Raw genomic sequence first — 14342 nt, forward strand, 5'->3', positions numbered from 1 at the left:
TCATGGCCGGAGCGGAAACGCTCCGGCTTTTTGTTTGAAATACCGGCACTTATGACTCGCAACGCAACTCCTCCCGCGTCCGTTAAGATAACCGTGAGTCCCCAAACCGATTTCCAAAACCCACCCGAGCTCCATTAGCAGATGATCCTCACTCCTGATGTATTTGTGAGCACTGGGCTGCTTGGTTGGCTTCCCCTCGCACATCCGCTTCTCCATTCGCTCGGACACCCAGAGACTGCGAAGCTCTTCGACGGCGTTTTGACCTTTCTTCAGGGCGCTCTCGAAAGGTACGGGTATATCATTGTGTTCATGGCCATCATGATCGAAAGCATGGGCGTGCCGTTCCCGGGCGAGACCATGCTGCTAATCGCTGCGGCCTATGCTGCGTCATCAAGCGAACTCTCCATTTTCGGCGTTATCGGCAGCGCTGCAGGTGGTGCGATCCTTGGCGATAGTCTTGGTTACTGGATTGGCCGCGAAGGTGGCCGCAAACTCATCCGCAAGTATGGTAAGTTCGTCGGACTGACCGATGATCGCTACCAAAAGGCACAGGATTACCTAAAAAAGCACGGTGGCAAAGCGGTATTTTTTGGCCGGTTCGTATCGATTGCCCGCACCTGGATTGCCGTGCTTGTGGGGGCACACCATTTCAACTATCCGCAATTTCTTGTTTATAATGTGCTCGGCGGAATCGTATGGGCGACACTTTATGGGACGATCGGCTATGTCTTCGGCACAAATTTGCCGCTCGTCGAGAAGTGGGTCAGCCGCGCCGGGATTACACTGACCATTATTGCTGCGGCGGTCCTCGTGTATCTGTGGTATCTTCGAAAGAAGCGCAAGGAAGCGAAGGAGTTGGCAGAGCCGACTGCGATAGTAGACGGCTCAGACGAATCACTGTGATTGCTTCAGCAGCTTCTCCGAGTGCTCTTCGACAAGTTTGAGGATTGTATTGACGATCGTAGCCAGCCCTTTTCTCGAGACATAGCGCGACGGACTATCCCTCTCTCGTTTGTGAACGAGTGGGAGAATTTCCGCAGCCTGTTTCACTTCGAGCATCCGGCGCTCAGAGATCAACCAGCGATCGACAGCACCTTCAGGTCCTTTGAAAATGGTAACAACCGGTACCCCGAGCGCGGCAGCCTCACGATTCACTGTGCCGCCTCCACCGATGACCAAATCAGAGGCAGCGAGCAGGTCGAGACCCTCAACCGCCGCTCGGGGGATAATGATGGTCTCGGATGTCCCCCATTTTTCAATGAGTTCGGCTCGTTGCTTGCGAGTGCGTGGCAGTAGCACGCTCAGAACGTCACTGCGGTTGGACAGCAGCGACAGAATATCGTTAAACAACTTAAAGGATTCCTCACTACGATAGTGCGCAGAATGTGAAGGCGGTCGGATGGTCACGACAATTTTGGAAAAGTCCCACTGTTGGCCCATCCCCCTCTCGGTATCTATGATTGGACTTGGCGTGGTCGGTTCGAATTCGCACGCGTATATCTCCTCTTTCAAACCCGGATAGGTTAAATGTTTGGAACGCGCGAGACCAAGGGCGGCTAGAGATTCGAACGGTATGACTTCCGGAGTCATCACCCAGGTACTGAGGCGATTGAATAACCGCACCGAAGCCCCCTCATAATCATAGAGCGTCAGCGAAGGAACACGCATAAGCTTTGCGGCCAGGACGAGGCCACGAGATCCATGACCGACCGCAAGCGTGGGTTTCACCCGTTTCAGGTGCAATGCAAGTCGAATTGCGCGCAGGAGAATACCCATGACTTTCGGCAGAGTTGTATTGCCGTATTCATGGCCAATGAAGGTCGCTCGCAAGCGTGACTTCTCGATCAGCTCGCGGGTTTGAGCAAAATCGCGGGCGGTGATAACGACGTTACAGCCGGCATGTTCGAGATCGCGAATGATCGGCATGAAGAACGGCACATGTGGTGTGTTCTCGAGGTCGATCCAGATCCTTGGCGTATTACTCATGCGATAGAACCTCGCATAATCCACGAAACATCCATGCATTCGACCAGCGCATATACCCGATTCGATTCGTGAGAAGGCGGCGCCGCTGATAATAGAAATATCCCGTTTCAGAACGCATGTGCTCGCAAGACCATCGTGCAACGTTCCGGGCCGTGTCGACATCACCGAACACGCACAGCGTCACCATAGCCTGTCCAAGTGCGTGGGAGTCAATCGGGTAACGACCATTTGGAAAATATCGAACCGCGAAATCCGGTTCGATAAAATTATTGCGATAATACTCGAATCCCTGAACTGCTGAGTCATGCAGGACATCATCACCCACAACGTCCGCTATCGTCTTCAAGGAGAGTACGGTGTATCCGGTGTGAAACGAGTCAATCCAGTGCTGCGATGGCTCGAGTCCATAGGGCCATGAACCATCGGTGCGTTGATGGTTTACAACAAATCTAGCGGCGCGGTGTGCAAGTTCTATATAATCGGTGCGTTCCAGCAATCGACCGGCCTGAACCAGAAACTCCGCACCAAGCAGGGAGGCATTGAACACGATTTGGGGATCACTCTCGGCATATCCGAATGCGACGCCGTCCTGGTCCAATCTTGGGATTCGATTCACGATATACTCTGCAGCCCGACCGATCGGGACTCTGCCATCGGGCATCAAGCTCAGACGTTGCCACTCTAGTAACGCCATCCCGGCGAATGAAGTCGTTACGATATTCGGCGTATTGGATCCGAGGAAATGCGTTCGTGACTGCCAGGGAAATGGATAGCCCCAACCGCCCGAATCTAGGCTGACATCCGCCAAGCGCATCGCTAGTCTTGAACTCTCCGTGGCCCAATTGGCAGATACCCGCTCGTTCGCTCGGATGAGTCCCATCAAAAATAGGGCAAGCGCCTTCGGATTTTCCGATTTCGGTACGTGGAGTAGCGTTCGAAGATTAAGCACCGATCGGCGGCCCAATTGAAGCAACAGCAGTCGAGCCATCGGGCTTTCAATTCCGGACAAAATTGGTGAACTCAGCAAGTCATGCGGATCATGCCCCGCGAATTTCGTCTCCACAGCCCATTTCAGGACTCCCCGGGCAGCATCTGCGATATCACTCATTCCCATTCTTGGCAAAATACGGAAATTTGACGACGGCCTTGTTGAATCCGTCGGCGCCATTCTCACGCGAGAATCTATTTTTGGTGTTATATTGCAGGGTATTAATGTGCTCGAAACTGACCGGTCACCAGCACAAGTCGTTCGATAATCGAAATTTCCACAATATGAAAGCAATTGTTACGGGCTTTTGGATTCTTCTAATTCTGGCTTCGTCGCTTACAGCCCAAACGCGGTACCGTCGTGGTAACCCGACCTCCACATCCGCAAGATTAGAGTACTATGTGGTGGATTCGGATGATGACTCCCCATTGAAACCCACATATCATTGGGTTGACACCTCTTGGGTGCGAAGTCAGAAATTTCAATGGCATCGGGTCACAGGATTCTCAAACAACGATGATGCTTCGGTATTCTTGCCGAAGACTTACGACTCTGCCTCAATATTCTATTTTCGAACGTGGGACACTATTCTGCCACCGCCATCAAGCTATGTCGTCTCCACACCGAATGGAAACATAACGGTCAATTTGCCCGGCGGATCAATTTGTACGAATGGGACGATCTGCCTGTCTGGCAAGGATAGCTCTGCGTACAACGTCCCGATGGATGATTTCGGCGATGTCGGCAACGAACTTGTCGCGGCGCTTTGGAGTGACTGGGAATTGCTGCCTTCGGGTACCAACGCATCGAGCGTTTGGGTCCGGCCGGCAGCGGACACATTTATCGTAAGCTACTATAACCTTGGCCTGAAAGGGACCAACGGCCAGGTGCGCGCGACGTTCCAAACACTGTTCAACGCTACTGATAGCACTATCACCTTCGAATACAAGTCATTCGACGGCTCATGGAACGGCGTTCCAGCCGCGACAATCATTCAGCGGGTCGCCACGATCGGTCTTAGTAGCGCAGGCCCGACTGGTACCAATATGGCCGTCACGTATCTTCATCGCGGCTACTACAATGCAACAAACCCAAGCAGCACGTATGCGCTTAACCTTCACAATGGGCTGGGCGTCAGGTTCGTGCACGTCCCGGTCGATGCATTCCTAGTTTCCAGCATCCTGACTCCGCCCAAGGACCATTACGAACTCACACCCGGATCTTCGTCATTCACACCGCAGTGCTCGATCCTGAATATGACGGACACGACCATTAATTTTTATGTGCGGACCGTGATCACAAATATAACGACAGGATCGGTCTTCTATCTTAAGAATGACAGCATCCTGATTACGCAAACCCAGGCCAGCACCTACACTGCCCCTCCAACGGGCACAGTGCCGTGTGGAAACTACAAGCTTACATTTACAATAGGTTACCCAAGTGGCGTGAGTGATGCTTGGCCTTCGAATAACACAATGACTCGGTATTTCTCGGCTCTCAATGGCCAGACGGTGCCCTTCCGCGAGGAGTTCGATGCTGGAATTTCGCCGTGCACCTGGACCAATGTTGGCGTTCAGGCCCTGAATGCGGATTCAATCATGACCGTCCCCATGCCACCGATTGCCACGGGATTGGGACCGAAGGCCGCAGTTCTCAATCGGCTCGATGGTAGTGGAAATTACTATCTGCAGATTGGCACGGGCGGGGATACGCTAATATCCGCGCCGATCGATCTTAGTACTGCGGGAAACAACGTGTATCTCAGTTTCCATTATCAGCGTGGGCTTTCGACCGATAGCTCGAAAGCCGGGATTTTGAGCCGGCTTCGCTCAGGGCCGGAAGTTCAAGTCCGTGGCGCGCTCGGCGGGCTCCCGACACCCGGAGATTCCCTTGTGTTGGAAGGACTCCTGAAGGCCGGCAGTACCAAATGGAATCCACCGGATTCCGCGTGGAAGCTTATCACTACAATCCCCGGTGGATTTGATGTGAAAACTCAAACCTTCATGGTCAAGCTGGATGCGGGATTTCTTAGCGATCACTTCCGGCTGCGGTTCCGTGTCAAGGCGTACAACTCGGCATCACCGGTGAACCTGCTCGAAGACGCCGATAATTGGGCCATCGATGGACTGCATGTTGAGCCATTCGTCTTTGGCAAAACAGAACTGGAACCAGTCGATGTCGATCTTGGAAATGGAAACTTCACCCATATTCCACGAGACCTATCGGACAATCTCGTCCCAAAAGTTCGCATTTTGAATCGAGGTGATGGCGTGCCGCTCGGAGCAGGTATTATTCGCCTCGTTGTAAAAGATGCGCTTGGACGCTATGTCTACGATAAGACTCGCACATTCGATTTCAGCTACCCACTTCGCGATTCTGTATTCTCCATGCCAAACTGGGACCTTCACGGTACGCAGGGCGGAGTCCTGACCGCGATCGCGCAGCTCGAAGGTATCTATTTCGATAGCTATAACAAGAACGATACAAACGTCTTCTATAAGACGATGTACATTGACGATTCCTATGCTATCGATGACGGCGGTATCGATACGACCGGTACAGTAACGACAGCCCCATCGGAGTGGTACTACAAATTCACCCCCGTCAGCGATGATACGCTGAAGGGTGTCTCCATGTACTACGTAAGCGGAGGCGCCTCGACGAATTGGAGTCTTACAATCTCTGGCGGAGGGCTGAACCCGGTTACGAAGAGTCTGACGTATAATCCAACTGCTGCGAACTGGTTCACGGTGACACTTACGACTCCTGTAGCCCTTGCGAAGGACTCGACCTACACGATGCACTTTGTTTGGAATTACGGTCCAAAAACACTCGGCGGTGATGGCTCCCAGGGACTCGCATATTATACTGTTGTGGATTCCAGCGGCACGAGCAGCCAGTATGGCGTGCTCCATCCGGAAATCCTGAGCACGTTCTACTATCCGGGAGGTACTCTCCCGTATACCATACCTTATAAGACAGATGTCGATCAAGGCGGATTTCTCCTACCAATGGTCCGCCTCAAATATAGCGGCGCCTTGAACTACTTGCCGGTCGAGTTGGCCTCGCTGTCTGCGAATCGAAATACAGACGGATCGGTCTCTATCACATGGAAGACTACCAACGAAGTGAATGCCGCGCGATACGAAGTCATCCGGAGTGCGTCGACTCCTGTCGGGTCGCTATTGGCAAAAAATGAATTGACCGGAGCGAATTATGCCGTGATCGATCGTCTTGCGCCAGCGCTTCTTAGCACCTATCACCTCGATGAGATTGACCTGAACGGTGAGCGCCGCACATTAGGGACGGTTGAAGTTGGACCGACCGGCTTCGACGGACTTACTCTTTCCTACTTTCCCAATCCGGCATCCAATACGCTTTCAGTCGCTGGAAGCCAGATGATGGATGTCGTCGAGTTGGTCGATATGCTTGGTCGCACGGTCCAGGAGTTGAATCCTAGGTCGCAGACCGTCGACATTAACCTCACCGATGTTCCGAATGGAAGCTATTGGCTCATCGCCTCGTCCGGAGGTAAATTCGTAAGGTCGCAGATATCGGTGATCCACTGACGGACCTTTTGATCGTTAATTGAAATCCCCGCCTGACAACAGGCGGGGATTTTTTGTAGCGCGTACGGGAATCGAACCCGTGTACCCGCCTTGAGAGGGCGGTATCCTAGCCGCTAGATGAACGCGCCGGATTTACTTCTGAGTCGATGAGTCGCGGGTAACCCGTCCCTCTGCCCTCATCGAGCGGCCATAGTACACTATGAACAGTAACTGGGTTCCAGAACGATTATCCTTGCGACGAAAAGTCCCCATCGTCTTCACGCATCAGTCGCGCGACTTCCGACCGGACAAGTTGGTCCAACTCTTCGAATGTCGCCTTGCCGGCCAAAGGAGGAAATTCCGTTTCGTACTGATGGAGCTGGGAAGGATCGAGCCGTAGCGCAACCAGCACTTCGACCGCCGCCTCATCCCGATTTCCTTCGCGGAAAAAGAGTTTGGCCCGGCCCATATGTGCGTCCGGAAACGCCGGCTCGAACGCGATCGCCGTCTCATAGGCGTTCATTGCTTCGCGATACCGTTTCGTCTCGACGAGCGTCTCGGCATAATCATACCATGCCTCGAAATCTTTCGGTGCAAGCTCGAGGACCATTCGATATGCCAGAATTGCCTCTTCGTGCCGGCCAAGATTATAGAGCGCATCCGCCTTGGCGTACCACAATTCCGAATACTTGTTGTTGATCGCCAGCGCCAGATCGTAATCCTCGAGCGCCTTGGCATGCTGGTCCATTGCATCGTAGCAGGACCCGCGGCCAAAGTAGCTCTCAGCGTGGCGTGGATCGTATTTTACGGCCTGTGAAAAACACCGGATTGCATCACGCCACCGGCGTTGCTCCTCGTAGGCATTTGCCAGGTTGTGCCAGGCGTTCACGTCCTCGGCCTCGTATTTCAGGCATTCCTTGTAGGACTCGATCGCATCATTCAGCTTGCCGATATTCGCGCAGGCATTGCCTCGGTTATACCACGCCGATGCAAAATCTTCTTTGATGGCCAGCGCCATCTCATAGCTCTCGATCGCCTTATGGTACATTCCCATTTGGTTGAGAATGATCCCATGGTTATACCAGCCGTTATGGTTGAAAGGATCGAGGTCCAGATGACTCTCATAGGCCTGAAGCGACTTCTCATACTGGTTCGTCGAGTCATAGCAGAAGCCAAGCTCGTAGAACGCGTCCTTCGCAAGCTCTTTCGTATCCTTAAGGTAGAGGAAGATTGCAATGGCATCATCGTACTTCTCGGCCTTCTCGAAGCAGATGCCCTTATTGAACAGCGCCTCATCGTTAGAGGGATCGGTTGACAGCGTTCGGTCGAAGATTTCCAGGGCCTCGCGTGTACGGCCAACGGCGTCCAGGGCGATACCGTAGTTGATGAGCAATTCGTTGTCTGTCGGGTTCAACGCCAGAGCTCGCTCGTAGCTCGCCAGCGCTTGTTCGAATTTCCCGTGATGCGCCTCGAGCATGCCGCGACGATGCCAGCCATCGCCATTGAACGGCGCGCGCTCGGTAAGCAACAAAACGAAATCCAAAGCCTCGTCGAATTTCTCGTTCTCGACGCAGTAATCGACAAGCTCTTCCAGAATATCGGGGTGCAAGAATTGCCGGGTCGGACGCTCGCTGTCGTTCGTATCATCCGAATGTCCCGCATCGCTCGATAGCTTCCGGCGCTTCTCCTCGCGATAACGCTTCAGTTCTTCCTCAAAATATTTTCTGCGGCGCTCGGCAGCGGACGAGGCTTCATCGCGAGACCCGGAGCTTCCACCGCTTCCCTCGCCGCCAAACTCGTCCTCGCCTTCAAACGGGAAGGCTCCGAAATCGTCGAATACGTTCATTTATCAAGTCCTAGCAAACCACTGCGCCGCGAGGCGCGACCTCACCAAAAGCAACACAGGTGTGGATGGAATGCTCCCTGTTGCCCATAGTATACTCTCAAATTGCCCTAAAGTCAAGCCTTCGAATTCGATTGTGGATAACTCTCGAATCCATTGAAATGGGAATTGACTAATACGAATACCATTTCTGTCGTACGTTTCTTTTGGCATGGTAGGATAATGGGAGCGCAAGCGTTTGTGCTTCATGAAGAATGTCCTCCCAATTCTCTAATCGCCATTCCTTCAATTCTTCAAATCTAGTCTTGAGCCTGACATTTTGTCATTCCACCACCTCAATTTGGGAGCCAAGCGCTTTCCGTTAGCTTGGTGCCTATCAATCTCAGGGTTAATATACGATACGATGATGGGATTTGCTACGCACATTCCTCAAGAATGCGATTTTGTTGATCGTATCTCTCGGCGTTTCTGCCCTAATCAGCAATGCCCGATGTGGTCATGGCTTCCCCCATCGGCGGAGTCACCGTCGGATAATATGCCTAGCCGCACTGGGGCCGACCCCCGGCAGGAGATTATTCGGTAATCACCTTTCGCTATCCCGTGAACCGGACTTTTTATCCGTCGTAGCCAGTTGGTACGAATACACCCTACTGATCCTGATGAAGCTCTACATAAAATATATGGTCAGCATCCGCTGCAAACTTATGGTAAAGGCCGAGTTAGAACGACTCGGCCTTCATCATACGATTGTGGAATTGGGCGAAGTTGAAATCAGCGACATCATTACCCAGCCACAGCGCGTGGATCTGGCGCTTGCCCTCAAACGCTCCGGGCTGGAATTAATGGACGACAAGAAGGCAATTCTTATCGAGCGGATCAAGAATGTCATAATCGAGTCAATCCATTATGCGGATGAGGCCCTGAAGGTGAATTTTTCCGAGCACTTGACGCAAAAACTGAATTACGACTACACCTACCTCGCCAATTTGTTTTCTGAAGTCGAAGGCACGACGATCGAACACTTCATCATCAAACATAAGATCGAACGCGTTAAGGAGTTGCTCGTCTATGATGAACTCTCACTCACCGAAATCGCATACAAGCTCCATTATAGCAGCGTTGCACATCTTTCGAATCAATTCAAGAAAGTGACCGGCCTGACACCGACCTTTTTCAAGAAAATCAAGCATAAACGATTGGGTGGTCTCGAGAATGTGTGAATGATGTAATAGATTGCTGAAGTTATGTAATGCTTTTTGATTTTGTTTGTCGTAGATTTGCCCTATGATAAGCGCCCGACAAAGAAAGCTTGGACAACACATCGCATTTAGCCTCATCCTGACGCTTTCGCTTGCATTTCCACATGTTTTATTCTCGCAGTCAAGCTACAAAGTCGATGGTGTATCCGAGATCGATTTGAAAGGGACATCGACCCTCCGCGATTGGACAATGATGGCGCATTCTTTCACCGGTTCCGCCCTCTTTACGTTTGCCCCAGATCATCAGTTGAGTTCAGTCACAGAGTTTTCGCTGCGCCTGCCAGTCCACAATCTTCGAAGCGAGAGTGCTGAAACGCAAAAGAACGCATACAAAGCCTTGAAGGATGATCGATACAAAGACATTGTATTCGATCTCACGTCTGCTCAATTCATCCAAAGTGGGCTCGCAAATTACCTGATTCTGCTGCACGGACACTTGACGATTGCTGGAGTCACACAGCCCACAACGCTCAAACTTTCTGCGGCGATCAATGAGGACGGCACCATCCTTTGCAGCGGATCGATGCCGGTTTTGTTGTCCGACTATGACATCGCACGGCCATCCTTTCTCCTTGGAGCGATGAAGATTGGAGATGTTCTGACGCTCACCTATCGGCTCCTGCTGGTACAATGATGCCCGTAACGACATGATAGCGGTATTCCAACGGTAATGTGTGAATGATGTAACATATTGTAGGATTTGTGTAACGCATTTACCATTCGCATTCCGTACCTTTGTAAGCTCTTCGAATCGTTCGCCGCGAACATGTTGTAGTATTGAATATTTGTTGTGGGCGGATGGATTGCCGAAGAAGCACACACAATGACCAGAAGAACCATCATCCGGCGACTGCTTTATACACTCGGCTCACTCGCGATCATTCTTTCGCTTGCCACTTGGATTTTTCTCTCATTCTATTTCGAGAAAACACTCAACACTGTCGTCGTCCCCAAACTCGAACAAGCGACATTCAAGGCGACGCATGGCCGGTTTACCCTGACACTCGATAAGATTTCCTACGCCCATGGGCGGCTGGTCTGCAATACATTCATCCTCACGCGAGTGGCGTACGCAGGCGGCGAGCATGGATTGGTACTCGGTCATATGACGCTCGATAGCGCTCGATTCGAAGGAATCAGTTGGTGGGACGTGCTATGGGGAAATGATTTGGCGCTGACGAGTCTGCAACTCGACGCTCCCCGCGCGTACATGACCAATGCCGATTCCGATATCGTTCTTCCACGCATACAGCCTGCAGCTTCGGCTCCTTCCATCTCGAAGATTTCACTCATTTCCTTTGATAGCGTTGTCTTGCGAAATGCCGACGTGTATCTTCCTCAACGTGCCGGTAACGCCAGCGAACCAGCCTATCGCAACATCACAGTCTGGCTCACAGATTTTTCGCTCGATCCAAGTCACAAGGTGGTCATTCCCAGTTTATTTTCCGGCCACGTCGAGTTTAACTTCCCAGGAGGAGACTATCCTATCGGCGATAGCACTTACTCGATCCATGTTCGTGGGATTCACGGGAGTCTGACCGATTCTCTCGTCACGATCGATAGCCTGTCCTATCTGCCGAATTACAACGAGCAGGCATTCGCCGATTTACACAAGTACTTTCAGGACCGGTTAGAGTATCGGTGCAATGGGATTCGCGTTCGCGGAATAGATTTCAGCAAGCTCATGGGATCGGCTGGCCTGTTTGTTCGATTGTTCGAAGTAACCTCCTGGTCGGTTGACTACTACGGAGACATGCGAAAAGCGCACAACCCACATCCTGTCGTTGCAGTATTGCCTCACACGATCGTGAATGGAATCACGTCTGCTATCACAATCGACTCAATTGTGATGAACAATGGCCACATTCAACATCGAGAGCGCATCGCCGGAAGCACGCACGCAAGTCTGCTGACATTCACGCACGCGCGAGTAACCGCGCATCCATTCAGTACGGATCACTCCAGCACCTACTATAAGGCGCCGCTGCAAATCAGCGTAAGTGCCCTGTTTCTCGATCAGGCGCGCGTACTGGGTACGATCATCTACCCTATTCACGATAGATCATTTAATCTTCATGTCGATGCGACAGTCAGTGCATTCGATTTGACTCGATTAAACTCATACCTGATCTCCAACGAGCGCAAAGAGATTACCAGTGGGAAGTGTCTTGCCAGCACGCTTTCCATGGATGTTCGATCTGGAACCGCAACCACCACGGTCTGCCCGCGGTATTCGGATGTCTCGATGAGAGTGCTGGCAACGAATGTGAAAGAGAAACGGGGCTTCATGGAGGGACTAAAGTCCTTCATCGCCAATACCTTTGTGCTTCGAACAAACAATGTGGACGACGGGAGTTCGAAGGCATTCTCGGGCACCACTACCTACGTTCGGCAGAATACACAAGAGTTTTTCGAGTTTATTTGGCTTGCATTGCGCAAGTCTATTCAGAAGGTTGTTGGCTTCTAACGTCCTAAACTACCCTTCGAAAGGATCCAATGGAAACATACCAAAAAACTACCGCGAGCGATGCCGCTGAGCAAGTGCTTCTCGATGACGAGCCGTATGCAAAACGAAATGCATTCTCCACGTATCGAAGCCGGGCGTTTGAAACCCGCTATGGCATGGAAGTCCCACGGCCCGGCGAGCGTGAGGATCGCCCGCTCCTGCCTGGTGCAATCGAGTGCGCAGATCCATCCATTAATGATGCCGAACTGAATTGGTGATGTCGCACTACCAACATTCGATCAGCCAGAAAGAGCAATGTGTGAATGATGTAACACCTTCCTAAAGTTATGTAATAGTTTTCGACGAATAGTTTCATATCTTTGCAGCGTAGACGAGACTCCGGGTTTAACGGCATACATTTATGTCGAACCCATCTCACTGCATCGTCACTTAGAATGCATAATAATGTGTGTTCTTCTATTTATAGAAATATCACAATGAGTAATTCAACGTCAACCCCAATTGTCGATTCCGCATCAGGATTATCCGGCCAGGCCTCTTCAACACCGGGCAGCACGCCGGCCAAATCACCGATAGGCAGCTCGACATCCACGCCTTCCAGCAGCTCGACATCCACACCTGCCAGCACCTCGACGTCCATGCCTGTCGGCAGCTCACCATCGAAGTCGGTCAGCACGTCCCAGAGCCAGCCCTCCGGCAATTCGAATTCACAGCATTCCAGTACTTCGACCTCGAAGCCGGTCAGTACCTCTTCGACAACTTCAGATTCGCGCACACAGTCTGGCTTTCAGACGGGCTCCGATTCGCGTCCGACGACAACACCATCTGCAGTTGGCGGCGACCAGCGCAGTGAGTCATCGAGCAATGACGTCGTAAAGCACAATAAAGTTATTACTGCCGCCTAAGCTCCACGTACCGAGCGACCCATGGATGATGTGACCTCTTCTCAAAGCCATGTTGCACATTCATATACGTATATACGTATTTCGTTCGCTCGGACCTTGACAGGGCTGTCACGGTTAGGCTATATCGCCTAACCGTGACACAATGCCCGTCTCGGTCATTGCCGAGGCGGGTTGCCTGCCAATAGATTGGAGTATTGGATAGATATGCTAATAATAACAATCATACTGTAATGACACAACACTCTCGGAGCGATAGACATACAACTCCTCAAGCGCCATCGTCGAATGGCATTCCGAGAGTTGAACGCGAACAATTAGAGCCGTCAAAGGGAATGATCATGGTGGAAATCATCGAATATGTACCGAATGCAATCCTGAGTAAAACAATTATTAAGAAATCGACGGGCAATATCAGCATCATGTCGTTCGATACGGGCGAGGGCTTGACAGAGAAGACATCTCCGTTCGATACCTTTGCGCAAATCATCGATGGAAAGGCGGAAATTGTTATCGACGGTGTTTCGACCTTACTCGAAACTGGCCACGGCATCATTCTGCCGGCGCATCTGCCGAACATATTCCGAGCGAACGAACGGTTTAAAATGATCCTGACCGTTATCAAAAGCGGCTATGAATAGGCCGCGCATAATCTTTTCAACAATCACTTTTTACTAACAGCATATGGGAAGTCTTTTATATCTTGTTGCCGTAATCCTGATCCTCGCCTGGGCGATCGGATTCATTGGCTTCGGTGCCGGTGGGCTGATTCACATCCTGCTCGTCATCGCAATCATTGCCATTCTGATGCGCATCATCAGTGGCCGTCGGGTTCTCTGATGGCCATTCCATTTGATACTAAGAATATGTCACACAATAACAACAGCCATCTATTATTCGGACTCATCGCTGGTGCAACGCTCGGCGCGGTTGCAGGCATGTTGTTCTCCCCACACAAGGGAAGCGTGTCGCGAAGAATTATTCTCCGCAAGGGAGAAGACCTCGCCGATGTGGCACTCGAGACGATCGAGGACCGCATCGAAAAGCTTGGCGACGCACTGAACAAGCATCTTGAGACATTCACGTCCGATCTGAAATCCCGTTATCGCGAAGTGTGCGGGTGAAAGCCGCTTCTCGTAAACAGAGCCAATGTCACCATTCGATAGCCCCATTGGGGCTATCATGCGTTTTGCCGAATCTACGAAGCATTCATATTCCACAACGCTCTCTCCTCTAATGGTCTAATACTCGCAAGAGCGTCGAGAATGCGATCCCTGGTCGAGAATGCATTCCCTGATGTAACAGGCCCTAATAAACCACAGTATTTGCATTAGGCACGACTATTG

At 51.5% G+C, this 14342-nt stretch carries 13 protein-coding genes and 1 tRNA gene; 9 read left to right on the top strand and 5 right to left on the bottom strand.

What is annotated here, in order from left to right; genetic code table 11:
• Positions 1–141: 141 nt before the first annotated feature.
• Complete coding sequence (locus tag Q8902_13295) at positions 142–903, top strand: DedA family protein (GenBank protein MDP4200533.1); 762 nt, start codon at positions 142–144, stop codon at positions 901–903.
• Here the strand turns inward: Q8902_13295 and Q8902_13300 are convergent.
• Together Q8902_13300 and Q8902_13305 are read right to left on the bottom strand one after the other, a co-directional pair.
• Positions 895–1986, bottom strand: a complete 1092-nt coding sequence (locus tag Q8902_13300) for a DUF354 domain-containing protein (protein MDP4200534.1) — start codon at positions 1984–1986, stop codon at positions 895–897. The genes Q8902_13295 and Q8902_13300 overlap by 9 nt on opposite strands.
• A complete protein-coding gene (locus tag Q8902_13305; GenBank protein MDP4200535.1) occupies positions 1979–2974 on the bottom strand; it encodes a hypothetical protein in 996 nt (331 codons plus the stop codon). The genes Q8902_13300 and Q8902_13305 overlap by 8 nt, the downstream gene beginning before the upstream one ends.
• Positions 2975–3258: 284 nt before the next feature.
• Here Q8902_13305 and Q8902_13310 point away from each other — a divergent pair, with 284 nt between their 5' ends.
• Positions 3259–6546: a T9SS type A sorting domain-containing protein gene (locus Q8902_13310; GenBank protein MDP4200536.1), complete on the top strand. Its 3288-nt coding sequence runs from the start codon at positions 3259–3261 to the stop codon at positions 6544–6546.
• A 56-nt stretch (positions 6547–6602) separates the two neighbouring features.
• On the opposite strand, the gene Q8902_13315 is transcribed toward Q8902_13310, so the two are convergent.
• Positions 6603–6674 (bottom strand) — tRNA-Glu (locus Q8902_13315).
• A 98-nt stretch (positions 6675–6772) separates the two neighbouring features.
• On the bottom strand, positions 6773–8371 hold the full coding sequence (locus Q8902_13320; GenBank protein MDP4200537.1) for a tetratricopeptide repeat protein: 1599 nt from the start codon (positions 8369–8371) through the stop codon (positions 6773–6775).
• A gap of 656 nt (positions 8372–9027) precedes the next feature.
• Between Q8902_13320 and Q8902_13325 the strand changes: the two genes are divergently transcribed.
• The 4 genes from Q8902_13325 (at position 9028) to Q8902_13340 (ending at position 12351) form a co-directional block, all read left to right on the top strand.
• Entirely contained in the window at positions 9028–9588 is a 561-nt protein-coding gene (locus Q8902_13325; protein MDP4200538.1) for an AraC family transcriptional regulator, read from the top strand.
• Between the two features lie 64 nt (positions 9589–9652).
• Positions 9653–10261, top strand: coding sequence for a YceI family protein (locus Q8902_13330; GenBank protein ID MDP4200539.1), 609 nt, complete (start codon positions 9653–9655; stop codon positions 10259–10261).
• Positions 10262–10450: 189 nt separating this feature from the next.
• The gene (locus tag Q8902_13335) at positions 10451–12094 is read left to right on the top strand and encodes a hypothetical protein (GenBank protein ID MDP4200540.1); all 1644 of its coding nucleotides are present in this window, start codon (positions 10451–10453) and stop codon (positions 12092–12094) included.
• Between the two features lie 29 nt (positions 12095–12123).
• A complete protein-coding gene (locus tag Q8902_13340; protein ID MDP4200541.1) occupies positions 12124–12351 on the top strand; it encodes a hypothetical protein in 228 nt (75 codons plus the stop codon).
• A gap of 203 nt (positions 12352–12554) precedes the next feature.
• On the opposite strand, the gene Q8902_13345 is transcribed toward Q8902_13340, so the two are convergent.
• Positions 12555–12869, bottom strand: a complete 315-nt coding sequence (locus Q8902_13345) for a hypothetical protein (GenBank protein MDP4200542.1) — start codon at positions 12867–12869, stop codon at positions 12555–12557.
• 462 nt (positions 12870–13331) lie between these two features.
• Between Q8902_13345 and Q8902_13350 the strand changes: the two genes are divergently transcribed.
• From Q8902_13350 to Q8902_13360, 3 genes are read left to right on the top strand one after another with little or no spacing between them, the layout of a single operon-like run.
• Positions 13332–13637 (top strand): cupin domain-containing protein, encoded by a 306-nt coding sequence (locus tag Q8902_13350; protein MDP4200543.1) that lies wholly within the window; start codon positions 13332–13334, stop codon positions 13635–13637.
• A 43-nt stretch (positions 13638–13680) separates the two neighbouring features.
• Complete coding sequence (locus tag Q8902_13355; GenBank protein ID MDP4200544.1) at positions 13681–13836, top strand: lmo0937 family membrane protein; 156 nt, start codon at positions 13681–13683, stop codon at positions 13834–13836.
• Positions 13837–13862: 26 nt separating this feature from the next.
• Positions 13863–14120 (top strand): YtxH domain-containing protein, encoded by a 258-nt coding sequence (locus Q8902_13360; GenBank protein ID MDP4200545.1) that lies wholly within the window; start codon positions 13863–13865, stop codon positions 14118–14120.
• The last annotated feature ends 222 nt before the right edge of the window (positions 14121–14342 follow it).

The organism is Bacteroidota bacterium, from assembly GCA_030706745.1.
Taxonomy (GTDB): domain Bacteria; phylum Bacteroidota; class Ignavibacteria; order Palsa-1295; family Palsa-1295; genus PALSA-1295.